At 70.6% G+C, this 20,995-nt stretch carries 25 protein-coding genes and 1 tRNA gene; 19 read left to right on the top strand and 7 right to left on the bottom strand.

Annotation, left to right across the window (positions count from 1 at the left end; translation table 11 throughout):
* Window position 1: 1 nt before the first annotated feature.
* The 13 genes from ACG0Z3_RS07045 to ACG0Z3_RS06985 all read left to right on the top strand — a co-directional run bounded on the left by ACG0Z3_RS07045 (window position 2) and on the right by ACG0Z3_RS06985 (window position 9,201).
* Window positions 2-97, top strand: a tRNA-Sec gene (locus tag ACG0Z3_RS07045).
* A gap of 129 nt (window positions 98-226) precedes the next feature.
* Window positions 227-664 carry a glycine cleavage system protein H gene (locus tag ACG0Z3_RS07040; RefSeq protein ID WP_394396550.1) on the top strand — a complete coding sequence of 146 codons (438 nt, stop codon included), beginning with the start codon at window positions 227-229 and terminating at the stop codon, window positions 662-664.
* Complete coding sequence (locus ACG0Z3_RS07035; RefSeq protein WP_394396549.1) at window positions 664-1,044, top strand: DsrE family protein; 381 nt, start codon at window positions 664-666, stop codon at window positions 1,042-1,044. The genes ACG0Z3_RS07040 and ACG0Z3_RS07035 overlap by 1 nt, the downstream gene beginning before the upstream one ends.
* Window positions 1,045-1,076: 32 nt before the next feature.
* Window positions 1,077-1,946 (top strand): putative selenate ABC transporter substrate-binding protein, encoded by an 870-nt coding sequence (locus tag ACG0Z3_RS07030; RefSeq protein ID WP_394396548.1) that lies wholly within the window; start codon window positions 1,077-1,079, stop codon window positions 1,944-1,946.
* Window positions 1,943-2,749 (top strand): phosphonate ABC transporter ATP-binding protein, encoded by an 807-nt coding sequence (locus ACG0Z3_RS07025; RefSeq protein ID WP_394396547.1) that lies wholly within the window; start codon window positions 1,943-1,945, stop codon window positions 2,747-2,749. Before ACG0Z3_RS07030 ends, ACG0Z3_RS07025 begins: the two co-directional genes overlap by 4 nt.
* A complete protein-coding gene (gene phnE / locus ACG0Z3_RS07020) occupies window positions 2,746-3,600 on the top strand; it encodes a phosphonate ABC transporter, permease protein PhnE (RefSeq protein WP_394396546.1) in 855 nt (284 codons plus the stop codon). Before ACG0Z3_RS07025 ends, phnE (ACG0Z3_RS07020) begins: the two co-directional genes overlap by 4 nt.
* The gene (gene phnE, locus ACG0Z3_RS07015; RefSeq protein WP_394396545.1) at window positions 3,597-4,358 is read left to right on the top strand and encodes a phosphonate ABC transporter, permease protein PhnE; all 762 of its coding nucleotides are present in this window, start codon (window positions 3,597-3,599) and stop codon (window positions 4,356-4,358) included. Before phnE (ACG0Z3_RS07020) ends, phnE (ACG0Z3_RS07015) begins: the two co-directional genes overlap by 4 nt.
* Window positions 4,355-4,936, top strand: coding sequence for a nitroreductase family protein (locus ACG0Z3_RS07010; protein ID WP_394396544.1), 582 nt, complete (start codon window positions 4,355-4,357; stop codon window positions 4,934-4,936). Before phnE (ACG0Z3_RS07015) ends, ACG0Z3_RS07010 begins: the two co-directional genes overlap by 4 nt.
* Window positions 4,937-5,046: 110 nt before the next feature.
* Window positions 5,047-5,349 (top strand): urease subunit gamma, encoded by a 303-nt coding sequence (ureA, locus tag ACG0Z3_RS07005; RefSeq protein ID WP_394396543.1) that lies wholly within the window; start codon window positions 5,047-5,049, stop codon window positions 5,347-5,349.
* Between the two features lie 67 nt (window positions 5,350-5,416).
* Window positions 5,417-5,983, top strand: coding sequence for a HupE/UreJ family protein (locus ACG0Z3_RS07000; RefSeq protein WP_394396541.1), 567 nt, complete (start codon window positions 5,417-5,419; stop codon window positions 5,981-5,983).
* The gene (locus tag ACG0Z3_RS06995) at window positions 5,983-6,288 is read left to right on the top strand and encodes an urease subunit beta (protein ID WP_268165526.1); all 306 of its coding nucleotides are present in this window, start codon (window positions 5,983-5,985) and stop codon (window positions 6,286-6,288) included. Before ACG0Z3_RS07000 ends, ACG0Z3_RS06995 begins: the two co-directional genes overlap by 1 nt.
* Complete coding sequence (gene ureC / locus ACG0Z3_RS06990) at window positions 6,285-8,003, top strand: urease subunit alpha (protein ID WP_394396539.1); 1,719 nt, start codon at window positions 6,285-6,287, stop codon at window positions 8,001-8,003. Before ACG0Z3_RS06995 ends, ureC begins: the two co-directional genes overlap by 4 nt.
* A gap of 586 nt (window positions 8,004-8,589) precedes the next feature.
* Window positions 8,590-9,201 (top strand): OmpA family protein, encoded by a 612-nt coding sequence (locus tag ACG0Z3_RS06985; protein ID WP_394396538.1) that lies wholly within the window; start codon window positions 8,590-8,592, stop codon window positions 9,199-9,201.
* A gap of 51 nt (window positions 9,202-9,252) precedes the next feature.
* Here the strand turns inward: ACG0Z3_RS06985 and ACG0Z3_RS06980 are convergent, their stop codons facing one another.
* Together ACG0Z3_RS06980 and ACG0Z3_RS06975 are read right to left on the bottom strand one after the other, a co-directional pair.
* Entirely contained in the window at window positions 9,253-9,621 is a 369-nt protein-coding gene (locus tag ACG0Z3_RS06980) for a VOC family protein (protein ID WP_394396537.1), read from the bottom strand.
* A gap of 80 nt (window positions 9,622-9,701) precedes the next feature.
* Window positions 9,702-10,262, bottom strand: coding sequence for a histidine phosphatase family protein (locus ACG0Z3_RS06975; protein WP_394396536.1), 561 nt, complete (start codon window positions 10,260-10,262; stop codon window positions 9,702-9,704).
* 143 nt (window positions 10,263-10,405) lie between these two features.
* Here ACG0Z3_RS06975 and ACG0Z3_RS06970 point away from each other — a divergent pair, with 143 nt between their 5' ends.
* Window positions 10,406-11,620, top strand: coding sequence for a CaiB/BaiF CoA transferase family protein (locus tag ACG0Z3_RS06970; RefSeq protein ID WP_394396535.1), 1,215 nt, complete (start codon window positions 10,406-10,408; stop codon window positions 11,618-11,620).
* 14 nt (window positions 11,621-11,634) lie between these two features.
* Here ACG0Z3_RS06970 and ACG0Z3_RS06965 read toward each other — a convergent pair whose 3' ends face one another.
* Genes ACG0Z3_RS06965 through ACG0Z3_RS06955 form a run of 3 tightly spaced genes read right to left on the bottom strand, consistent with a single transcriptional unit; the run spans window position 11,635 to window position 14,880 of the window.
* Window positions 11,635-12,570: a 2-hydroxyacid dehydrogenase gene (locus ACG0Z3_RS06965; protein WP_394396848.1), complete on the bottom strand. Its 936-nt coding sequence runs from the start codon at window positions 12,568-12,570 to the stop codon at window positions 11,635-11,637.
* Window positions 12,571-12,586: 16 nt separating this feature from the next.
* Window positions 12,587-13,216 (bottom strand): general secretion pathway protein GspB, encoded by a 630-nt coding sequence (locus tag ACG0Z3_RS06960; protein ID WP_394396533.1) that lies wholly within the window; start codon window positions 13,214-13,216, stop codon window positions 12,587-12,589.
* A 20-nt stretch (window positions 13,217-13,236) separates the two neighbouring features.
* Window positions 13,237-14,880, bottom strand: a complete 1,644-nt coding sequence (locus ACG0Z3_RS06955; RefSeq protein WP_394396531.1) for an ExeA family protein — start codon at window positions 14,878-14,880, stop codon at window positions 13,237-13,239.
* 39 nt (window positions 14,881-14,919) lie between these two features.
* Between ACG0Z3_RS06955 and chrA the strand changes: the two genes are divergently transcribed.
* Window positions 14,920-16,302 (top strand): chromate efflux transporter, encoded by a 1,383-nt coding sequence (gene chrA / locus ACG0Z3_RS06950; RefSeq protein ID WP_394396529.1) that lies wholly within the window; start codon window positions 14,920-14,922, stop codon window positions 16,300-16,302.
* Here chrA and ACG0Z3_RS06945 read toward each other — a convergent pair.
* Window positions 16,299-17,108, bottom strand: coding sequence for a crotonase/enoyl-CoA hydratase family protein (locus tag ACG0Z3_RS06945; RefSeq protein ID WP_394396527.1), 810 nt, complete (start codon window positions 17,106-17,108; stop codon window positions 16,299-16,301). The genes chrA and ACG0Z3_RS06945 overlap by 4 nt on opposite strands.
* A gap of 92 nt (window positions 17,109-17,200) precedes the next feature.
* Between ACG0Z3_RS06945 and ureE the strand changes: the two genes are divergently transcribed.
* Genes ureE through ACG0Z3_RS06925 form a run of 4 tightly spaced genes read left to right on the top strand, consistent with a single transcriptional unit; the run spans window position 17,201 to window position 20,075 of the window.
* Window positions 17,201-17,851, top strand: coding sequence for an urease accessory protein UreE (ureE, locus tag ACG0Z3_RS06940; protein ID WP_394396525.1), 651 nt, complete (start codon window positions 17,201-17,203; stop codon window positions 17,849-17,851).
* Window positions 17,835-18,518, top strand: coding sequence for an urease accessory protein UreF (locus ACG0Z3_RS06935; protein ID WP_394396524.1), 684 nt, complete (start codon window positions 17,835-17,837; stop codon window positions 18,516-18,518). The genes ureE and ACG0Z3_RS06935 overlap by 17 nt, the downstream gene beginning before the upstream one ends.
* The gene (gene ureG, locus ACG0Z3_RS06930; RefSeq protein WP_394396522.1) at window positions 18,515-19,162 is read left to right on the top strand and encodes an urease accessory protein UreG; all 648 of its coding nucleotides are present in this window, start codon (window positions 18,515-18,517) and stop codon (window positions 19,160-19,162) included. Before ACG0Z3_RS06935 ends, ureG begins: the two co-directional genes overlap by 4 nt.
* Complete coding sequence (locus tag ACG0Z3_RS06925; protein WP_394396520.1) at window positions 19,155-20,075, top strand: urease accessory protein UreD; 921 nt, start codon at window positions 19,155-19,157, stop codon at window positions 20,073-20,075. Before ureG ends, ACG0Z3_RS06925 begins: the two co-directional genes overlap by 8 nt.
* Before the next feature lie 93 nt (window positions 20,076-20,168).
* On the opposite strand, the gene ACG0Z3_RS06920 is transcribed toward ACG0Z3_RS06925, so the two are convergent.
* Window positions 20,169-20,933, bottom strand: a complete 765-nt coding sequence (locus tag ACG0Z3_RS06920; RefSeq protein ID WP_394396519.1) for a TerC family protein — start codon at window positions 20,931-20,933, stop codon at window positions 20,169-20,171.
* Window positions 20,934-20,995 lie beyond the last annotated feature (62 nt).

The following is a 20,995-nucleotide window of genomic DNA, read 5'->3' as shown; positions in this document are numbered from 1 at the left end:
CGGAGGGGCAACGACACCGGTGTGTCGGCCGGGCTTCAAACCCGGTGGGTGGCGCCATGCGCTGCTGGGTGGGTTCGACCCCCACGCCCCTCCGCCACGACGGCCCGTCCGGCTGCTGCGCAGGCGCATCTTGGCCCTGCGCGCCTCGCCGTACGCCAGTACGGCTGCGGTGCTCGAACCAACCTGCGCCCGCTCGCGACGCCGGCCGAACCCTCGTGGGGGCGTTGTGCTGATCGCCGGTACAGAGCTGCCGGACGACCTCTGGTACTGGGTCGAGGACCAGACCTGGGCGCGGCTGCTGCCGGGGGGCGGGGTGCGGGTCGGCATCACGGCGCTGGGCTTGAAGGCGTCGGGCGAGCTCTACATGTGCCGGCCGAAGTCGGTGGGCAGCGAGGTGGCGCAGGGGCGCTCGGTCGGCCTGGTGGAACTGTCCAAGTCGGTCGTGTCGGTGCGCTCGCCGCTGTCGGGCACGGTTACGCGGGTCAACGAGGCGCTGGAGACGCAGCCGGAGCTGGTGCATCGCTCGCCTTACGGCGAGGGCTGGCTGGTGGAGCTGGCCCCGTCCCAGCTGCCGCAAGAGCAGGCCCGGCTGGCCATAGGCGCGGCCGCTGTGAGCGAAGCCATGCAGGCCTGGGCGCGGCTCAACCGGCTGGAGGCGGCCTGATGTCGCGCACCGGCCTGGCCATCCTGCTGTGGGCCGTCGACCCCGACGAGCCGGCGCGCCTGGCCACGCCATTCGCCCATGCCGCAGCGGCGGCGGCGATGGAGCTGCAGGTGGAGGTGTATTTCTCGGCGCGTTCGGTGTTGCTGCTGCGCCCCGGTGTGGCAGAGTCGCTGCGCGCATCGGCGCACTTCGGCAAGACGGTGGCGGCCTGGATGCAGGACGCCCTGTCCCACGGAGCGCGTTTTCTGGCCTGCTCCGATGCGCTGGCCGCTCAAGGCCTGACCCTGACTGACATCCTGCCCGCCGCGCGCCAGCACGGTGGTGCGGTCCAATTCGTCGCCCGCGCCGCTGACCCGGCCTGGGCCACCCTGGTGTTCTGATCGGGCACCGAACTTTCCTCTGGAGATCTGCAATGAATCTGACTCGAGTCGTCGCCAGTCTGGCGCGCGGTGTGGTGATGTCCCTGGCCCTGGTGGGTGCCGCCGCCCAGGCGCAGCAGGTGCTGCGCGTCACCGCGATCCCGGACGAGTCCCCCACCGAGCTGGCGCGCAAGTTCGCGCCGCTGGGCCAGTACCTGGAAAGCAAGCTGGGCATGAAGGTCGAGTGGACGCCGGTCACCGACTACGCTGCCGCGGTCGAGACGCTGGTGAACCGCAAGGTCGACCTGGCCTGGTTCGGCGGCTTCACCTTTGTGCAGGCGAATGTGCGCTCGGGTGGCAAGGTCAACCCGCTGGTGCAGCGCGAGGAGGACGAGAAGTTCCGCTCCGTCTTCATTACCGACAAGGCCAGCGGCATCGCCAAGCTGGACGACCTCAAGGGCAAGACGTTGTCCTTCGGCTCGCAGAGCTCCACCTCGGGCCACCTGATGCCGCGCAGCTTCCTGCTGGCGGCCAAGCTCAACCCCGACACCGACCTCAAGCGCGTGGCCTTCAGCGGTGCGCATGACGCCACCATCGCCGCCGTGGCCAGCGGCAAGGTGGATGCCGGTGCGCTGAACATCTCGGTGTGGGAGAAGTTCGTCGCCGAAAAGAAGGTGGACCCATCCCAGGTCAAGGTCTTCTACACGACGCCGGCTTACTACGACTACAACTGGTCCGTGCACGCCGACATGCCGCAGGCGCTGCAGGACAAGATCCGCGCCGCCTTCCTCGCGCTGGACCCTGCCACGCCGCAGGGCAAGGAGATCCTCGGCCTGCAGCGCGCGACGAAGTTCATCCCCAGCAAGTCTGAGAACTACAGCGGCATCAAGGCCGCCGCCGAGAACGCCGGATTGCTGAAGTGATCCGCCTCGACGGTGTCGACGCCGCCGCGCAGGGCGGTGCGGCGCCGGTGCTGCGCGGCATCGACCTCGCCGTGGCGGCGGGCGAGCAGATCGCTGTCATCGGCGCCTCGGGCGCTGGCAAGACCACGTTGCTGCACCTGCTGGCGCTGATTCAGGGCCCGTTGGCCGGCCGCTACACGCTGGCGGCCCGCGATCCCTGGGCGCTGCCGCGCCGCGAGCGCCAGCGCCTGCGCGCCGGCATTGCGCTGGCGCCACAGCAGCCGCCCCTGCCGCCGCGCCAGCGCGTGGCCGTGGCGGTGCTCGCCGCGCGGTTGCCGCGCATGTCGCTGTGGCGCAGCCTGCGCACGCTGTGGAGCCCGCCGGACGCGGCGCTGGCCCAGGCCGCGCTGGCGCAGCTGGGCGTCGCCGACAAGCTGTGGCTGCGCGTGGACCGGCTCTCTGGTGGCGAGCGCCAGCGCGTGGGCCTGGCGCGGCTGCTGGTGGCCGACGCCAGCCTGTGGCTCGCCGACGAGCCGCTGGCCGCGCTGGACCCGACCCGTGCGGAGCTGGTGTTGGACGTGCTGCGCGCCCAGGCAGCCGAGCGTGGCGCCGCGCTGTTGTGCAGCCTGCACCAGGTGGACCTGGCGCTGGCCCGCTTCCCGCGCGTGATCGCGCTGCGCGCCGGCCGCATCGTCTATGACGGCCCGCCCGGGGCCATCGGCGGCGAGCTGCTGCAGGAGCTCTACCGCGCGCAGGACGAGGCGCCGCCCGAACTTGCGCCCCTGCCGCAGCCGGTGCCGCTGCCGCAGGCCATGTGCCGATGAGCAGCCCGTCCCCGATTGGCATGGTCGCTTCGGCCACGGCTGCACCACTGCGCGACCCGGCGCTGCGGCCGCGCGTGCTGGCCTGGTTGTGCGCCCTGGTGCTGGCCTGGCCGCTGCTGGTGCTGGCCGAGTTCAAGCCCTGGGCGTTGCTGGATGAGCGCAGCCTGCGTGCCACCGGGCGCTTCCTGGCGGAGTTCTTCCCGCCGCGCGCGGATGCCGAGTTCCTGGCGCTGCTGGCGCGCGAGACCTGGCGCACGGTGGCCATCGCCACTGCCGGGCTGGCGTTGGCGCTGTTGATTGCCGTGCCGATGTCGCTGCTGGCGACCACGCGGCTGTCGCCCAGCACGCTGGAGGGGCGGCCCGGTCCGGCTCGCTGGGGGCGGCGCGCGGCGCGGACGCTGCTGGTGGCGCTGCGCTCCATCCCGGAGTTGGTGTGGGCGCTGGTGTTCGTACGCGTCGTCGGCCTGGGGCCCACGGCGGGCGTGCTGGCGATTGCCATCGCCTACGGCGGCATGTTGGGCAAGGTCTACGCCGAGATCCTGGAAAGCGCCGACCCCTCGCCCACGCAGGCGCTGCTGCGCGGCGGCGCCGGCCGGCTGCAGGCGCTGCTGTTCGGCGCGCTCCCCAGCTGCGCGCCAGAATTGTTGAGCTACACCGTCTACCGCTGGGAGTGCGCGGTGCGTTCGTCCGTGGTGCTTGGGTTCGTCGGCGCGGGCGGGCTGGGGCAGCTGCTGGACAGCGCGTCCAAGATGTTCGCGGGCGCGGAGGTCAGCGCCATCCTGCTGGTGTTCATCGTGCTGGTGACGGCCAGCGATGCCTTCAGCCGCTGGCTGCGGGGGCGTCTCGCATGACGCCGCGATGGTCCACCCTCGGCGTACTGCTGGCGCTCATGGCGCTGGTCGTCGCCAGTTTCTGGTCGCTGGACCTGCAGTGGGCCGCCTTCCTCGGTGCCGATGCGATGGCCAGCATGGGCCGCTTCGCGCTGGGCTTTTTCCCGCCCGAGATGGCGCCGGCGTTCCTCGCCAAGACGGGCTGGGCGCTGCTGGAGACGCTGGCCATGTCGGCCGTGGGCACGGCGCTGGCCGTCGTGGGCGGGCTGCTGCTGGCGCTGCCGGCCGCCGGCTCCGGCGTCACGCGCGGCGCTGCCCGGCTGGTGCTGAACATGCTGCGCAGCGTGCCCGAGCTGGTGTGGGCCGTGCTGCTGCTCATCCTGGCCGGCCTGGGCCCGCTGCCGGGCACGCTGGCGCTTGCGTTGCACACCAGCGGCGTGCTGGGGCGGCTATTTGCCGAGAGCTTCGAGAACGCGCCGCCGGACGTGGCCCTGGCGCTGCGCCAGCGCGGCGTGGGCGGGCTGCGCGTGTGGCTGTTCGCCACGCTGCCGCAGACGCTGCCGCAGCTGGCCAGCTACACGCTGTACCGCTGGGAGAACAACATCCGCGCGGCCAGCGTGCTGGGCGTCGTCGGTGCCGGAGGCCTGGGGCAGATGCTGAGCTACCACCTGGGCCTGTTCCAGATGCGCGAGACCTGCACGGTGCTGCTGGCCATGATGGCGCTGGTGGCGCTGGTGGATGCGCTGTCCTGGCGCCTGAGGCACTACCTGACCCGATGAGCATGACACCCCTGGACGCGCTGCTGACCCGCTACTCGGTTGGCCCCAAGCACCTCGTCGAGCCCGGGCCGAGCGATGCCCAGCTGGCGTTGATGGTGCAAGCGGCGCTGCGCGCGCCCGATCACGCCGAACTGGTGCCTTATTGCTTCAAGATGGTGCGTGGCGATGCAAAGCGGGGCATGGCTGACCTGTTCGCGGACGCGGCTCGCGCTGCCGGCAAGGACGAGGCCGGGGCCGCGCTCGATGCCGAGCGGGCGCTGCGCCCGCCGATGACGGTGGCCGTCGTGGCCCGCATCGACCTGGGCCACCCGCAGGTGCCGGCGCACGAGCAATGGGCGGCGGTAGGCGGCGCGATCGCGAACTTCCTGTCTGCAGCCCATGCGCTGGGCTTTGCCGGCAAGATGCTCAGCGGCGCCAAGGTGCGCCAGCCCGCCATCGCCGCGGCCTTCTGCGCGCCGGGCGAAACGCTGGTGGGCTGGATCGCGCTGGGCACGCCGGCCCGCCAACCGGGCGGCCCCGCCCGCAAACCCGAGGCCGGGCAGGTGCTGATCGACTGGCACCCGCCTTGCAAGACGTAGGCAAGACACGCCGACATACGGGACCCGAGAGACGGCACTCACCCCCCCCCATGTGTTCGGCCGGCCTGTGCGGCCGCACGTGCAAACTGAAATGAATCGAGCAAAGCGAGATGGAACTGACACCCCGTGAGAAGGACAAGCTTCTCCTCTTCACCGCCGCCTTGCTGGCCGAGCGCCGAAAGGCCCGCGGCCTGAAGCTCAACTATCCCGAGGCCGTGGCGCTGATCAGCGCTTCCATCCTCGAAGGCGCTCGCGACGGCAAGACCGTGGCCGAGCTGATGAGCGACGGCCGCACCGTGCTGACCCGCGACGACGTGATGGACGGTATCGCCGAGATGATTCCCGAGATCCAGGTCGAAGCCACCTTCCCAGACGGCACCAAGCTCGTCACCGTTCACCAACCGATCATTTAGACCCCCTGACCGGCTGCACCGGCTCCGTGGCTGCTACTGGACAAAACATCCCACTGCATCGAAGCGCATGAAAAAGTCACCCCTCGTCCTGCTGGCCTTGCTGGCCACCACTGCCGCCCAAGCCCACACCGGCGAGCACAGCCACATGGCCGGCTTCATCGACGGCGCGCTGCACCCGCTGACCGGCCCCGATCACCTGGCCGCCATGCTGGCCGTGGGCATCTGGAGCGCGATGGCGCTCAAGTCGCCGCTGCGCGCGCCGCTGGCCTTCGCAGCCTCGCTGCTGTGCGGTGCATTGCTGTCCATGGCCACGGGCTGGCAGATGCCGGCGATGGAGACGGCTATCACGGTGTCGCTTGCCGTGCTGGGCCTGCTGGTGGCGCTGCGCCTGGCCATGCCGCCAGCCGCGGGGGCGGCGACGGCAGCCATCCTGGCCTTCAGCCACGGTGCCGCGCATGGCCTGGAGCTGCACGGTTATGCGTCGCTGGCCGGCATGGTGGTGGCTACGGCCGTGCTGCATGGCGCGGGCCTTGCGCTGGGCTGGAAGTTGCGCCATGCACCCGTGCTGGCGCGCGGCCTGCTGGGTGCCAGTGTCGCGGCGCTGGCCGTGGCCCGACTGGGCGGGGTGGCCTGATGATTCCCGGCGAGCTGATCACTGCCGAGGGAGAGCATGAGCTCAACCCCGGCCGCCGCACGCTGACCGTCAAGGTCGCCAATGTCGGCACGCGGCCCATCCAGGTGGGCTCGCACTACCACTTCGCCGAAACCAACGCTGCGCTGTCCTTCGACCGCGACGCCGCGCGCGGCATGCGCCTCAACATCTGCAGCGGCACGGCCGTGCGCTTCGAGCCCGGGCAAACGCGCACCGTCGAGCTCGTTGATTTGGCCGGTGACCGCATGGTCTACGGCTTCCGCGGTCTGGTTCAAGGCAAGCTATGAAGATTTCCCGCCGCGCCTACGCGGAAATGCTCGGCCCCACCGTCGGCGACAAGCTGCGCCTGGCCGACACCGCCCTCGTCATCGAGATCGAGCAAGACCTGACGCTGCGCGCTGGCGGCTACGGTGAAGAGGTGAAGTTCGGGGGCGGCAAGACCGTGCGCGATGGCATGGGCCAGTCCCAGCGCCCGAACGGCCCCGACGCCGGTGACGCGGTCGACACCGTCATCACCAACGCCGTCATCCTGGACCACTGGGGCATCGTCAAGGCCGACATCGGCCTGCGCGGCTGCCGCATCGCTGCCATCGGCAAGGCCGGCAACCCGGACGTGCAGCCCGGTGTGGACATCGTCATCGGCCCGGGCACCGAGATCATTGCGGGCGAGGGCTTCATCGTGACGCCCGGCGCCATCGACACCCACATCCACTTCATCTGCCCGCAGCAGATCGAAGAGGCCTTGATGAGCGGCGTGACGACCATGATCGGTGGCGGCACCGGCCCCGCCACTGGCACGCTGGCCACCACCTGCACACCCGGGCCTCATCACATTTCGACAATGCTGAAGGCCGCCGAGGCCTTCCCGATGAACCTGGGCTTCATGGGCAAGGGCAATGCGAGCCGCCCAGCCGCGCTGATGCAGCAGATCGACGCCGGCGCCATCGGCCTGAAGCTGCACGAGGACTGGGGCACCACGCCGGCGGCCATCGACAACTGCCTCAACGTGGCCGAGCGGACCGACACGCAGGTTGCCATCCACACCGACACGCTCAACGAGAGCGGCTTCGTGGAGGACACGATTGCCGCCTTCAAGGGCCGCACCATCCACAGCTTCCACACCGAGGGCGCGGGCGGTGGCCATGCGCCGGACATCATGAAGGTGGTGGGCGAGGCCAACGTACTGCCCAGCTCCACCAATCCGACGCGGCCGTTCACCGTCAACACGCTGGACGAGCACCTCGACATGCTGATGGTGTGCCACCACCTGGACGCAGGCATTGCCGAAGACCTGGCCTTCGCCGAGAGCCGCATCCGCCGCGAGACCATTGCCGCCGAGGACATCCTGCATGACCTTGGCGCGATCAGCATGTTCTCGTCCGACTCGCAGGCCATGGGCCGCGTGGGCGAGGTGTCGTTGCGCTGCTGGCAGACCGCGCACAAGATGAAGGTGCAACGCGGCGCACTGCCCGGTGACGGTGCCGGAAACGATAACGCGCGCGTGAAGCGGTATCTGGCCAAGCTGGCCATCAACCCCGCGCTGGCGCACGGCATCAGCCACGAAGTCGGCTCCATCGAAGTCGGCAAGTGGGCCGACCTCGTGCTGTGGAAGCCCGCCTTCTTCGGCGTGAAGCCCGCGCTGATCCTGAAAGGCGGCTTCATCGCTGCCGCTGCGATGGGCGACCCAAATGCCAGCATCCCCACGCCGCAGCCGGTGCACTACCGGCCGATGTTCGGCTCGTTCGGCGGCGCGCTGGCGCAAGGCTCGCTGACCTTCGTCAGCCAGTCGGGCCAGGCGCACGCCGAGAAGCTGGGTTTGTCCAAGACCCTCGTGCCGGTGCATGGCTGCCGCTCGGTCAAGAAGGCCGACATGGTGCTGAACAACTACCTGCCGACGATGGAGATCGATGCCCAGACCTACGAGGTGAGGGCGGACGGCGTGCTGCTGACCTGCGAGCCGGCGAAAGAGTTGCCGATGGCGCAGCGGTATTTCCTGTTCTGAGCGGTCGCTCCCCTCCTCGGGAGGTTGGGGCGATGAGCACGGCGGGGGCCGACGAGGCCGCTGCGGTGTTCGGTCGGGCCACAAAGCCTGCCCCAACCGACGATATCGGAGGTGAGCATGACCTCGCTGAACGCACGTGAAGCGCTCCAAGTCGCCCCTGCACGCTGGCGTCGACAACACCGACTGCTGCCTTGCAGTGCCAGGTGCTCGCGCTCGCCGCAGCTGTTGCCGCGGGTGTATGGATCGACAGCCGGTTTGGCACGTGCGCGGCGGCGGTCCGGGCGGGGCATCATCGCTGTGATGGCGCTACAGGCATAGGGCCGGGCTCATGCGGCCGAGGTGGCTTGACCCCAGACCCCGTGGGGTGCGCGCTCGCAGGCCCTGCGGCAGTCCATGGCCGGCATGGCGGCGGCGCGGCCCGTAGTTTGGGGCGAGCCTGCGACCCCCGAAGCTTCCGCGCTCCGGTAGCAACGGTAAGGCTTTGTTGACCCCGGTTAATGGTGAGCGCATTGCTCACAGATCGGTACGTTTGGGCGTCGCGTGATGCCTAGAGTCGGTTCCGTCTTCACTTCACGAGCCACGACCGATGTTCAGACTGACCCCGTTGATCGCTGCCTGCAGCGCCCTGATGCTGAGTGCCTGCGCCACCCAGGATTTCGTCAAGCAGAGCGTGGCGCCGGTACAGACCAGCGTGGACGAGCTGGGTACGCGTGTGCAGGCGCAGGACGACGGCCTCAAGGCGCTGGGCGGGCGGGTGCAGGGCGGCGAGGCGCGCATTCAGGCCCTGGAGAAGGACGCCGCCGCGCGGGCCCAGGCTTTCGCCAACCTGCCCAAGCCGCCCACGCTGCTGATGAGCACCATGCTCACCGATGACAAGATCAAGTTCAGCTCGGGGCGGGCACACCTTACCGACGCCGCCGGCCGGGAGCTCGATCAGTTGGTGGCCAAGCTCAAGGCCGACAACCAGCCGGTGTTCGTCGAGATCCAGGGCCACACCGACGCGACCGGCAGCGACGCCGGCAACCAGCAACTGGGCTTGCAGCGCGCCGAGGCCGTGCGCCTGCACCTGGCTCGCGCCGGCCTGCCGCTGGCGCGCATGGCGACGATCAGCTACGGCGAGTCCGCGCCGCTGGCCGACAACAACAGCCGCGAGGGTCGCAGTACCAACCGGCGTGTGCAGCTGATCGTGATGCGCTGAGGGACGCGCAGGCGCCGCGGCGCGTGGGCGCCAGCGCCCCCGGCAGAGCGCTCAGCCCATCGAGTGCAGGCCGAGCTTGTTGCCTTCGGTGTCGAGAAAGTGCGCGAAGAAGCCGAAGTCGTTGCCGATCTCGGTTTTGGGCACCAGCACGCGTCCGCCGGCCGCTTCCACGCGTGCCAGCAGGGGGGCGAGGTCGTCACCCCCGTTCAGGTAGACCAGCGTGCCGGTGGCGGACGGCGTACTGCCGTCGCCGTGCACCAGTGCGCCGCCCACCGCTTGCGGGTCGGTGGACAGCATGCCCATCGTGACCGGGCCCATCGGCAGGGTCGTGATGGTGATGCCGAGCACCTGCTCGTAGAAGCCCTTAGCACGGGCGTAGTCTGTGACGGGAATCTCGAACCAGTTCAGCGCGTGAGTCATGCGTGTCTCCCCTGATGGTGGGCCCGCAGGCTAGCACCGACCGCCGCGCTGGCGTGGGCTGCAGAGTAGGGGGCGGCGGCTCAGCGGCCTGTGTCGGGCGAGGGCAGACGGCCCAGCACCTGGGCGCCGCTGCTGGTCCAGCGAAGCGCCACGCCTTCGCCCGAGGCGGGGAAGACGCCCGTCAGGCCGGTGATGTTGACCTGGTGTGTCACAACGACCAGCACGCCGGGGCCGCGCCACGCCGCCAACTGCTGGCGTGCCTGGGTGAGCACGGCGGCCTCGCGCTCGGGGTCCTGGAAGAACGACGCGAAGGCGGCTTGCGCTTGCACCGTGATGTCGGGAAAGGCCAGCCGTGCGGTGTCCCGCGTGCGGCACCAGGGTGAGGCCCACACGGCCGTGACGGCCACCGTGCCCAGCCGCTGGCGCAGCGCTGCGCCGATCTGGCGGGCTTGGGTGCGGCCCTCGTTGCTGAGGTTGCGCTGGGTGCTGCAGTCCTCCACACGGAAACCCGGCGGGTCGCCGCCGCCGGGCGCGAGCGCGTGGCGGTAGAGCACCACGTCGCCATCAAGGAGCGGTGTCAGCTCCAGCGCTGCGGCGGGCCAGGTCAGCAGGGCCAGCAGGGCGAAGAACAGGCATCGCATGGCTGCGTATTCTGCGAGCCTGCGACTTGGGCTGCGCGGTCGGCGCGCCATGCCCCCAAGCCGCCGCCGGCTTCGCCAGCGACCAAGCCTGCACGCGCGAGTTCCGGAAGGAGTGGGTCGGCTTGCGCCTCACACTGACAGCCATGACGAACGCTGCCATTACCTCCACCCCCGCGGCGCTGGCCGGCCTCAAGGTCGTCGAGCTGGGTCAACTGATCGCCGGGCCGTTCGCGGCCAAGACGCTGGCCGACTTCGGCGCCGAGGTCATCAAGATCGAGCCGCCGAACCGTGGCGATCCGCTGCGCCAGTGGCGGCTGATGCTGGACGGCACCTCGGTGTGGTGGCAAGTGCAGTCGCGCAACAAGCGCTCGCTGGCGCTGGACCTGCGCACGCCCGAGGGGCAAGACGTGGTGCGGCGGCTGGCGGCCGAGGCCGACGTGCTGATCGAGAACTTTCGCCCCGGCGCGATGGAGGCGTGGGGCCTGGACCCCGAGCAGCTGCGCGCGGCCAACCCGCGGCTCATCGTGCTGCGCGTCAGCGGCTATGGGCAGACCGGGCCCTACCGTGACCGGCCCGGCTTTGCCGCTGTCGCCGAGGCCATGGCCGGGCTGCGCCACCTGACGGCCGAGCCTGGCCGCGTGCCGGTGCGCACGGGCGTCAGCATTGGCGACACGATTGCCGCGCTGCACGGCGTGATCGGCATCCTGCTGGCGCTGCAGCATCGCCATGCCACTGGCCAGGGCCAGGTCATCGACGTGGCGCTGTATGAGGCTGTCTTCAACTGCATGGAGAGCCTGCTGCCGGAGTACAGCGCCTTCGGCGTGGTGCGCGAGCCGGCCGGGAGCGCGATGCCCGGCATTGCGCCGAGCAACGCCTATCGCTGCGCCGATGGGGGCTACGCGCTGATCGCCGGCAACGGCGACAGCATCTTCCGCCGGCTGATGTCGCTCATCCAGCGCGACGACCTCGGGCAAGACCCGGCCCTGGCCAGCAACGCCGGCCGCGTGGCCCGTGTCGCGGAGATCGACGCGGCCATCGGGCACTGGGCTGCGCAGCAGCCGGTGGACGCCGTGCTGCAGGCGCTGGCCGGCGCCGAAGTGCCGGCCGGGCGCATCTACACCGTTGCCGACATTGCAGCCGACCCGCATTACCGCGCGCGCGGCATGCTGCAGCAGGTGGCGCTGGCGGATGGCAGGGCCCTCGACGTGCCCGGCATCTGCCCCAAGCTGTCCGCCACGCCGGGCTGCCACCGCCGCAATGCGCCGGCGTTGGGCCAGGACTCCGATGCTGTGCTGGCCGAGCTGGGCCTGACGGCCGAGCAGATCGCGCAGCTGCGCGAGCGCGGCATCGTGCGCTGACGGGCGGCGCCGGCTCAGTAGCCGCGTCCGCGGTCCACCGCAGGCGGGATGCGTCCGTGCTGCCGGTAGGCCGCGATGTTGGCCGCCACGATGCGCGCGGCCGTCTGCCGGTTGGTGGGGGCGGAGATGTGCGGCAGCACGGTCACGCCGGGGTGCGTCCAGTGCCAGCGGTCGGCGGGCAGCGGCTCCGCGTCGAACACGTCCAGCACCGCATGGCTCAGGCGGCCGCTGTCCAGCGCGCGGCGCAGCGCTGCGTCGTCCACGATGGCGCTGCGCGCGAAGTTGATCAGGCCGGCGCCCGGCTTGAGCTGCTGAAAGGCGGTGTCGCCCAGCAGCCGGCGGGTCTGCGGCGTCAGCGGCAGCAGGCACACCAGCAGATCAGACGTGGCCAGCACCTGCGCCAGCCCTTCGTCGCCGGACCGCGCATGCACACCGGGCACGGCGCGTGGCGTGCGGCTCCAGCCCTGCACCTGGAAGCCGGCCGCCACCAGCCGCGCCGCCGCCGCGCTGCCCAGCGCGCCCAGGCCCAGCAGGCCCACGCAGCGGTCCTGCGCGCGCACCGCGTCCAGCGGCTGCCAGCGCCGCTCGCGCTGCAGTTGCGCATAGCGCGGCATGTCGCGGTGCAGGTACAGCGTCCAGGCCAGCACGGCTTCGGCCATGGTGTCGGCCAACTGCGGGTCCTGCAGGCGGACGATGGGCAGGTTCACGTCGCCGAGGTCGGCCAGCAGCCGCTCCACGCCGGCCCACACGCTGTGGACCCAGCGCAGCCGGGGCAGGCAGCGCAGGTCCTCGGGTCGCGGGTTGGCCACCACGGCCACCTCGCACGTCAGGCGTGCCGCGTCGTCCAGCGCGGCGAGCGGCACGATGGTTTCATGCGGCATGGCGGCCTGCAGTGCGGCGATCCAGTCGGCCTGGCGTGGGTCGTCGGGTGGGGCGATGAAGGGCAGCATGGAAGGGGCGGGCACGCTAGACGGGCTGGCGGTAGCGCTGGGACTTGAAGCGCAGCACCAGCTCGCGCGGGCCGATCTTCTCCAGCACGAGGTTGGGCCCGAGCTGCGCACCCTCGCGCTGCACCTCGCCGTTGATGATGACGAAGCGGCTGGCCGGGTCGTCCGAGTACACCGACCCGCTGATGGCCAACCGGGGCAGCTCGCGCCGCGTGGCCTCGGGCAGCTCGGCAGCGCGAGGCAGCGGGGCGGGCGCTGCGGCCATCGGCGCAGGTGCGGGCGTCATGACGGGCGCTGCCGGGGGCGCAGGCGGTAGGTAGCTGGCGGCGGGCGTGCTCGGCGGTGCTTCGGGCGGTGCGGCCACCAGCGTGGGGACGGGTCTTGCCTCCGGTTGGGCAGACGGAGTGGCGGCTGTCACCGGCGGCGCTGCGGGCGAGGGGGCAGGCGGGGCACTGCCCCGCCACCAGGCACCGGCAGCCAGCCCGGCCAGCAGCAGACCTGCGGCAGCCCAGGGCCAGCCGCGCGTGCGCGGGGTGGCGGGGGCGAGGTCGGCGGCGGCCGGCCCCGGGGTGTGAAGGCCCGGCAACTGGCCGCGCTCGCGTTCGCGGTCGGCTTCGGCACGGCGCAGGGCGTCGAGGATGTAGGACATGGGAAAGCCTCTGTGTGCCCTCAGCGGGCGGCGTCCAGGCGCGGTTCGGGAACGCCGCTGGCGCGGTTGAGCAGCATCAGCGTGACCGGGCCGATGCGACCGTCGGGCTGCAGGCCCTGGCCTGCCTGGAAGGCCTGTACCTGGCGGCTGAGCGCGGCCCAGGCGGGCGGCGACGTGCTGGCCGCCGACGTGGCGGGGGACAGACCAGCCAACTGCGCAGCCAGCCAGTCGCGCAGCGCCCGAGGCTGCTCGGCGCGCTGTGCATAGCCTGGGGGCGGGCGCCAGAAGGTGCTGAACTCGCCGCGCCAGGCGGTGGCGAGATCGGCCAGCGGCAGGCGGCGCGCCGTGCCCTCCAGCAGCAGTGTGGCGTGTTGCGCATCCAATGCCACCAGCGCGGCCAGGGCCGCCGGCTGGCCGGGGCGGCGCAGTGTCAGCAGCACGGGGCGGTCGATGAGGCGGATGAGTGACAGGCTGCCACTGCTGCTGCGGTAGCACTGCAGGCCGCGCTGCGCGGCGGTCGCGCATGCATCGGCCCCGGCGGGCAGTGGCAGGCCCCAGCGGCTGGCCAGCGCCTGCCAGGCGTCGTTGTCGTCGCTTGGAGGCCAGTCGGCCAGGCGCAGCAGTTCGGGCGCGGGTGGCGAGTCGGCCTGGCTGGCTGGCTGGGCCGGTGATGCGGCCGAAGCGGTGGAAGCCGCCGGCGCAGGTGTCGACGCGGCCGAGTTTGCACTTGCAGGCGCTGGCCCGAGGGGCGCCGCCTGCTGTTGCCAGGCCAGCCCAGCGGCCAGGGCGGCGGCAGCCAGCAGGCCTGCGCCCAGCGCGATGTATGTAGACCGGCGGTTGCGGGGCGTCGCCGGGCCGTCGAACACCTCGGCCGCCGCGCGGCGCACGATGTCGGGTGTGACCTGGGCCCGCCCGTTGGCGTAGCCGCCCAGCAGCGCGCGGTCGCACAGCAGGTTGATGCGCCGGGGCACGCCGCGCGTGAGCTGGTGAATGAGGCGCAGCGCGCGGGCGTCGAAGGGCAGGGCGCCGGTGAGGCCGGCTACGGTCAGGCGGTGACGCACGTAGTGCGCCGTTTCTGCCTCAGACAGCGCGCCGAGGTGAAAGCGCGCGATAACGCGCTGCGCCAGCTGCTCCAGCTCGGGCCGCGCCAGCAGCTCGCGCAGCTCGGGCTGGCCGATCAGAACCACCTGCAGCAGCTTGCGCTCGGCGGTCTCGAGGTTGGTCAGCAGGCGCAGCTGTTCCAGCACGTCGGCCGAGAGGTTCTGCGCCTCGTCGATGATGAGGACGTTGTTGCGTCCGGCGGCGTGCTGGGCCAGCAAGAAGGCGTTGAGCGGGTCGACGAAGTCCTTCACCGTCTGCGCTTGGGCAGGCACCGGCACATGGAACTCATCGCAAACGGCGCGCAGCAGCTCCGTCACCGTGAGCTTGGGGTTGAAGATGTAGGCGACGTTGCAGTGCGCCGGGATCTGGCCCAGGAAGCAGCGGCACACGGTGGTCTTGCCGGCACCGATCTCGCCGGTCAGCAGCACGAAGCCGCCGCCGCCGTCCAGCCCGTACAGCAGGTGGGCGAGCGCGTCGCGGTGGCGCTCGCTCATGTAGAGGTAATGCGGGTCCGGTGCGATGGAAAACGGCGCTTGCCTGAGGCCGAAGAAGGGCGCGTACATGGGGCGGCAGGATAACCACCCCGCCCTGGTGCGACGGCTATGCTGCCGGCCCTGATGCGCACCGACCCCGACCCCGACCCCGCCCCCGCCCCCGACGCCACAGCCCCGCTGCCGCCCTCACGTGCCGAGGCGCTGCGCTTCTGGCTGTGGCTGGGCTGTGTCAGCTTCGGCGGGCCGGCCGGGCAGATCGCGATCATGCACACCGAGCTGGTGGAGCGGCGGCGCTGGATTTCCGAGCGGCGCTTCCTGCATGCGTTGAACTACTGCATGGTGCTACCCGGCCCGGAGGCGCAGCAACTGGCCACCTACATTGGCTGGCTGATGCACCGCACCTGGGGCGGGCTGGTGGCTGGCGGGTTGTTCGTGCTGCCATCGCTGCTGCTGCTGATCGTGCTGTCCTGGGTGTACATGACCTGGGGTGATCTGCCACCGGTGGCAGCGGTGTTCGCGGGCATCAAGCCGGCGGTGACGGCCCTGGTGCTGCATGCGGCCTGGCGGGTGGGCGGCCGGGTGTTGCGCAATGGCTGGCTGTGGGCGCTTGCGGCGGCTTCATTCCTCGCGATCTTTGCGCTGGGGATGCCGTTCCCGGTCATCGTGTTGCTGGCCGGTGTGGCGGGCTGGGTGGGCGGGCGCTGGCGGCCCGGCCAGTTCCGCATGTGTCCGGCGCACGGCGAGGCGTCGGCCGCCTGCCATGCACCGGCCGTCATCGATGACGACACGCCCACGCCTGCGCATGCGCGCTTCAGCGCGGCGCGCTGCCGGGTTGTGCTGGCGGCCGGCCTGGGCCTGTGGGCGGCGGCGCTAGGCGCCCTGGTGTTGTGGCAGGGCTGGCAGGGCGCGGCGGCGCAGATGGGCTGGTTCTTCACGAAGGCAGCGCTGCTGACCTTCGGCGGCGCCTACGCCGTGCTGCCCTATGTGCATCAGGGCGCGGTCGAGCACTACCAGTGGCTGACGGCGGCGCAAATGATGGACGGGCTGGCGCTGGGCGAGACGACGCCCGGGCCGCTGATCATGGTGGTGGCTTTCGTGGGCTTCGTCGGTGGCTGGGGGCAGGCCTGGTTTGGGCCTGACTCGCAGTTCCTGGCCGGTGTGGCGGCAGCGGTGGTGGTGAGCTTCTTCACCTTCCTGCCGTCCTTCGTGTTCATCCTGCTGGGCGGCCCGTTCATCGAGTCCACGCACGGCCGGCTGCAGTTCACGGCGCCGCTGACCGGCATCACTGCCGCAGTGGTGGGCGTCATCCTGAACCTCGCGCTGTTCTTCGCGGCCCACGTGCTGTGGCCGCGCGGTTGGGCGGGCGGCATCGACTGGGCCGCCGCCGCCATCGGCCTGGGCGCCGCGCTGGCGCTGTTCCGCTTTCAGGCCGGTGTGATCACGGTGGTGCTGGGCAGTGGCCTGGCCGGGCTGGTGCTGAGTTTGTTCTAGTCCCGGAAGCTGGGTGTGCCCTTGCCGGCCATCATGGCCTTTTGCAGGTCTTCGCTCATCAGCATCGCGGCGTTCCAGGTGGCGATGTGGTTGAGGCCGTCGGCCACCGAGTGATCGCGTGCGTAGTTGAGCTGCTCCTTGCTGCCGCGGATGGACAGGGGCGACTTGGCAGCAATGGTGGCCGCGATTTCTCGCACGCCGGTCTGCAGCGCCTCGCGGCTGTCGAACACGCGGTTCACGAGGCCGATCTCGCGTGCCTCGGCGGCCTCCACGCGCCGGCCCGTGTAGGCCAGCTCGCGCACCAGGCCCTGGCTGCCGATGAGCTTGGGCAGGCGTTGCAGCGTGCCCACGTCGGCGACCATGCCGATGTCGATTTCCTTGATGGAGAAGTAGGCGTCAGCGCTGCAGTAGCGCATGTCGGCGGCGCAGATGAGGTCGATACCGCCGCCCACGCAGGCACCGTGAATGGCCGCGAGCACGGGCTTGCGGCAGCGTTCCAGGCTGGTGAGGGTGTCCTGCATGTCCAGGATGAGACGGCGCAGCGCTTCGCGCATGCGGCCGTCGCAGGGGTCCTGGATCTGCGGGGCGATGCCCATCATCATGGCAAGGTCGATGCCAGCGGTGAAATGCTTGCCTTCGCCCTCCAGCACCGCCACGCGCGCCTCGGGCTGCGCGTCGATCCAGTCGAAGGCGCGGCGGAAGTCCTGCCACATCGTGGCGTTCATCGCGTTGGCCTTGTCCGGGCGGTTCAGGCGGACGGTGGCGATGTGGTCTTGGAGTGTGACGGTGAGGGTTTCGAGATTCATGGGCGGGCGGGGTTGCTCTGCGAAGTCAGCATGATGCGCCGCCAAGCACTGGGGTCACTGTCGCCATCGAGCCAGCGCCGATACTTGCGCCCATGATTCACGCCACCAAACGCATTGCCGGCGGCGCCGGCCTCGCCTCCGTGCTCGTCAAGCGCGCCGCCACGCTGGAGCTGGACTGGGACACGCGCAGCAAGAGCCGCTTCTCGGCCACCGACTCCACCGGCCGCGAGATCGGCGTGGTGCTGCCGCGCGGTACCACGCTGCGCGGTGGCGACGTGCTGATCGCCGAGGACGGCTCCATGTTGCGCGTCATCGCTGCCGCTCAGCCGGTGCTGCAGGTGCGCTTCTGCAGCGAGCACGGCCAGCCGTTCGACCTGCTGCGCGCCGCCTACCACCTCGGCAACCGCCATGTGCCGCTGGAACTGCAGCCCGAGCTGCTGCAGTTCGAGCCCGACTCCGTGCTGGCCGACATGCTGCGCCGCCAGCATCTCATCGTCAACGAGGCGCAGGCGGCCTTCGAGCCCGAGGGCGGCGCCTATGGTGAGGGCGCAGGTCATGGCCATCACCACGGCCACGAGCATCATGAGCACGGGCCAGGATGCAATCATGACCACGGGCATGCTGCCTCGCCCGCGCCGGTGCGCAAGCCGCTGGCCATCCCTGTGAAGGCCCACGACCACGGGCATGACCACGGCCATGTCCACGGCCCCGGCTGCAATCACGGACATGACCACGACCACTGACGCCGCGCTGCTGCACCTGCTGTGGCTGGCCTCGCCGGCGCTGCCGGTGGGCGGCTTCAGTTACTCCGAGGGCCTGGAAGCGGCGGTCGACGCCGGCATCGTGCACGACGAGGCCAGCGTCGGTGACTGGCTGCTGAACCAGCTCGAGCTCGTGCAGGCGCGTGGCGAGCTGCCCGTGGCCGCCGCCGCCCATGCCGCCACGCTGGTGCTGGACGGTGCGAAGCTGGCTGAGCTGAACGCCTGGGTGCTGCAGACCCGCGAGACCAGCGAGAGTCTGCAGCAGGCCCAGCAAATGGGCCGCAGCCTGCTGGTGTGGATGCAGGGGCTGATGCCTGACGCGCCTGTGCTACCGCTGCTGCAGGCGCTCAAGCCCGCACCCACCTGGCCCGTGGTCATGGGCGCGGCGGCCGCGTCGCGCGGCGCGGCGTTAGCGCCTGCGCTGCAGGCCATCGCCTTCGGCTGGGCCGAGAACCTGATGCAGGCTGCCGTGCGTTGCGTCCCGCTGGGCCAGACGTCTGGCCAGCGCCTGCTGGCACGCCTCGTGCAAGCCATCCCGGGCGCCGTGTCCACGGCATTGGCCGCGCCGGAGCCCGTCGCTTTTGCACCCTTGCTCGGCGTGCTCGGCGCCCGCCACGAACACCAGTACTCACGTCTTTTCAGATCATGACCGCACCGCTGCACGCCATTCCCCACCGCACCAAGAAGCTCCCGCCGCTGCGCGTCGGCGTCGGCGGGCCGGTGGGATCGGGCAAGACCACTCTCGTCGAGATGCTCTGCAAGACGATGCGCGACACCTGGGATCTCGTTGTCGTCACCAATGACATTTACACGAAGGAAGACCAGCGCCTGCTGACCGTCGCCGGCGCGCTGGCGCCCGAGCGCATCATGGGCGTGGAGACGGGTGGCTGCCCGCACACCGCCATCCGCGAGGACTGCTCCATCAACCTGGAGGCCGTGGACCGCATGCTGGAGAAGTTTCCCGACGCGGACATCGTCTTCGTCGAGAGCGGCGGCGACAACCTGGCGGCCACCTTCAGCCCCGAGCTGAGCGACCTGACCATCTACGTCATCGATGTGGCCGCCGGCGAGAAGATCCCGCGCAAGGGCGGCCCCGGCATCACGAAGAGTGACCTGTTCGTCATCAACAAGACCGACCTCGCGCCGCACGTGGGCGCCGACCTGGACATCATGCGCAGCGACACCGCCCGCATGCGGCCCGTGAAGCCCTGGGTCATGACCAACCTCAAGACCCGGGAGGGGCTGGCCGAGGTGGTGAGCTTCATCGAGAAGAAGGGCCTGCTCGTTGCCTGACGCCGTTCGCTGGCCAGCGCGGCTCGCGCTGAGCGCGGCGCGCGATGGCAGCGGCGTCACGCGCGTGCACGCCCGCCACCATGGCCCGCTGCGCCTGCTGAAGACGCTGTACCCGGAATCCGTGGGCATCGCCCATGCCGTGCTGGTGCATCCGCCGGGCGGCCTTGTCGGTGGCGACCGGCTGGACATCCAGCTCGACGTGCAGGCCGGCGCCCACCTGCTGGTCACCACGCCGGCGGCCACGCGCTTCTACCGCTGCACCACCAGCGCCGGGCCGCCCCAAGCGGGTGGACTCCCCTCGGGGGAAGGACTGGGCGTCGCCCAGCCCCAGGGGCCTCGATTTCTTGGCGAAGCTGCGCAGATCGTGCACGCGACGGTGGGTGAGGGTGCGCGGCTGGAATGGCTGCCGCAGGAGACGCTCGCCTACCCGGCCTGCATCGCCCGCAACGAGGTGAAGCTGACGCTCGCCCCTGGCGCCAGCCTGTTCGCTACCGAGGTGCTGGGCCTGGGCCTGGCGGGTGCTGGCCAGCCCTTCGACAGCGGGCGACTGCTGCAGCACCTGGAGGTGACCGGCCAGTGGCTGGACCGCGGCTGGCTGGATGCCGCTGACACCGCCCTGCTGGACGGCCCCTGCGGCTTGGCCGGCCACCGTGTGCTGGGCACGCTGGCCTATGCGCAGACGGTGGCGTTGCCCGACGCCGAGGCGCTGCTGACGGACAGTCGGGCCCTGCTGGCCGACCTGCCGCTGAGCGGGGTCACCCACCTGCAGAGCTCGCGCGGTGCGCTGCTGCTGATGCGCGTGGTGGGGGACGAGGTGGAGGCTGTCACGGCTGCGCTACGCACCGTGCGCGCACTGTGGCGCGAACGGCTGTGGGGGCTGCCCGGCCACGCGCCGCGCATCTGGGCAACCTGAGCAGCGCCCTCGGCGCCCACAAAAAAGCCCACGCGGACGTGGGCTTGTCGTGAGGCTCAGAGGCCAGCCTTGCTGGCCGGCCGCTGTGGCGCGTCAGTCGTCGCCGCCGGGAATCTGCTGACGCAGATGCACCTTGGTGTCGGCGTTCTTGCGCATCTTGATGTTGATCATCTCCACGCCCAGCGAGAAGGCCATCGCGAAGTAGATGTAGCCCTTGGGCACATGGTGACCAAAGCCCTCGGCCACCAGCACGACGCCGACGACCACGAGGAAGGACAGCGCCAGCATCTTGATCGTGGGGTGGTTGGACACGAAGCGGCCAATGGGGCTGGCGAACAGCATCATCAGGCCCACCGAGGCGACCACAGCGGCCACCATGATGCGCACGTCGCTGACCATGCCGACGGCGGTGATGATGGAGTCCAGCGAGAACACCAAGTCGATCAGCATGATCTGCACGATGGCAGCACTGAAGGCGGCCTTGGCGGCCTTGCCTGTGCTGACCTCGTGCGCTTCATCCTCGCCTTCCAGCGAGCCGTGGATCTCGACCGTGCTCTTCCAGATCAGGAACAGGCCGCCGCCGATCAGGATGAGGTCACGCCCCGAGAAGCCGTAGCCGAACAGATGGAACAACGGCTCCACCATGCCCACGATCCAGGCCAGCGTCATCAGCAGGCCGATGCGCATGAACATCGCCATGAACAGGCCCAGGCGGCGCGCGGTTTCCTGCTGCGCCTTGGGCAGCTTGTCCACCAGGATGCTGATGAAGATGATGTTGTCGATGCCCAGCACCAGCTCCAGCGCGGTCAGCGTGGCGAGGGCGATCCAGGTCTGCGGGTCGGAGAGCAGTTCAAGCATGGTGGGTGCAGGGGTTCAGCGGCCGTGAAAAACCCAGCATTGTCGCAAGGCGGTGGCCAGTC

Source organism: Pelomonas margarita, assembly GCF_043555875.1.
GTDB lineage: Bacteria > Pseudomonadota > Gammaproteobacteria > Burkholderiales > Burkholderiaceae_C > Pelomonas > Pelomonas margarita.
This window is presented reverse-complemented; position numbering and strand designations above follow the sequence as displayed.

What these genes read in the sequence shown, in the direction of transcription:
- ureE (WP_394396525.1), top strand. Translation starts at nt 17,201, where the DNA reads ATGATTCACGCCACCAAACGCATTGCCGGCGGCGCCGGCCTCGCCTCC.
- ACG0Z3_RS06945 (WP_394396527.1), bottom strand. Translation starts at nt 17,108, where the DNA reads ATGAATCTCGAAACCCTCACCGTCACACTCCAAGACCACATCGCCACC.
- ureA (WP_394396543.1), top strand. Translation starts at nt 5,047, where the DNA reads ATGGAACTGACACCCCGTGAGAAGGACAAGCTTCTCCTCTTCACCGCC.
- ureG (WP_394396522.1), top strand. Translation starts at nt 18,515, where the DNA reads ATGACCGCACCGCTGCACGCCATTCCCCACCGCACCAAGAAGCTCCCG.
- ACG0Z3_RS07035 (WP_394396549.1), top strand. Translation starts at nt 664, where the DNA reads ATGTCGCGCACCGGCCTGGCCATCCTGCTGTGGGCCGTCGACCCCGAC.
- ACG0Z3_RS06965 (WP_394396848.1), bottom strand. Translation starts at nt 12,570, where the DNA reads ATGCTGCCCTTCATCGCCCCACCCGACGACCCACGCCAGGCCGACTGG.
- ACG0Z3_RS06985 (WP_394396538.1), top strand. Translation starts at nt 8,590, where the DNA reads ATGTTCAGACTGACCCCGTTGATCGCTGCCTGCAGCGCCCTGATGCTG.
- ACG0Z3_RS06960 (WP_394396533.1), bottom strand. Translation starts at nt 13,216, where the DNA reads ATGTCCTACATCCTCGACGCCCTGCGCCGTGCCGAAGCCGACCGCGAA.
- ureC (WP_394396539.1), top strand. Translation starts at nt 6,285, where the DNA reads ATGAAGATTTCCCGCCGCGCCTACGCGGAAATGCTCGGCCCCACCGTC.
- ACG0Z3_RS06995 (WP_268165526.1), top strand. Translation starts at nt 5,983, where the DNA reads ATGATTCCCGGCGAGCTGATCACTGCCGAGGGAGAGCATGAGCTCAAC.
- ACG0Z3_RS06970 (WP_394396535.1), top strand. Translation starts at nt 10,406, where the DNA reads ATGACGAACGCTGCCATTACCTCCACCCCCGCGGCGCTGGCCGGCCTC.
- ACG0Z3_RS07000 (WP_394396541.1), top strand. Translation starts at nt 5,417, where the DNA reads ATGAAAAAGTCACCCCTCGTCCTGCTGGCCTTGCTGGCCACCACTGCC.
- ACG0Z3_RS06920 (WP_394396519.1), bottom strand. Translation starts at nt 20,933, where the DNA reads ATGCTTGAACTGCTCTCCGACCCGCAGACCTGGATCGCCCTCGCCACG.
- ACG0Z3_RS07030 (WP_394396548.1), top strand. Translation starts at nt 1,077, where the DNA reads ATGAATCTGACTCGAGTCGTCGCCAGTCTGGCGCGCGGTGTGGTGATG.
- chrA (WP_394396529.1), top strand. Translation starts at nt 14,920, where the DNA reads ATGCTGCCGGCCCTGATGCGCACCGACCCCGACCCCGACCCCGCCCCC.
- ACG0Z3_RS06935 (WP_394396524.1), top strand. Translation starts at nt 17,835, where the DNA reads ATGACCACGACCACTGACGCCGCGCTGCTGCACCTGCTGTGGCTGGCC.
- ACG0Z3_RS06955 (WP_394396531.1), bottom strand. Translation starts at nt 14,880, where the DNA reads ATGTACGCGCCCTTCTTCGGCCTCAGGCAAGCGCCGTTTTCCATCGCA.
- ACG0Z3_RS06975 (WP_394396536.1), bottom strand. Translation starts at nt 10,262, where the DNA reads ATGCGATGCCTGTTCTTCGCCCTGCTGGCCCTGCTGACCTGGCCCGCC.
- phnE (WP_394396545.1), top strand. Translation starts at nt 3,597, where the DNA reads ATGACGCCGCGATGGTCCACCCTCGGCGTACTGCTGGCGCTCATGGCG.
- ACG0Z3_RS07010 (WP_394396544.1), top strand. Translation starts at nt 4,355, where the DNA reads ATGAGCATGACACCCCTGGACGCGCTGCTGACCCGCTACTCGGTTGGC.
- ACG0Z3_RS06980 (WP_394396537.1), bottom strand. Translation starts at nt 9,621, where the DNA reads ATGACTCACGCGCTGAACTGGTTCGAGATTCCCGTCACAGACTACGCC.
- phnE (WP_394396546.1), top strand. Translation starts at nt 2,746, where the DNA reads ATGAGCAGCCCGTCCCCGATTGGCATGGTCGCTTCGGCCACGGCTGCA.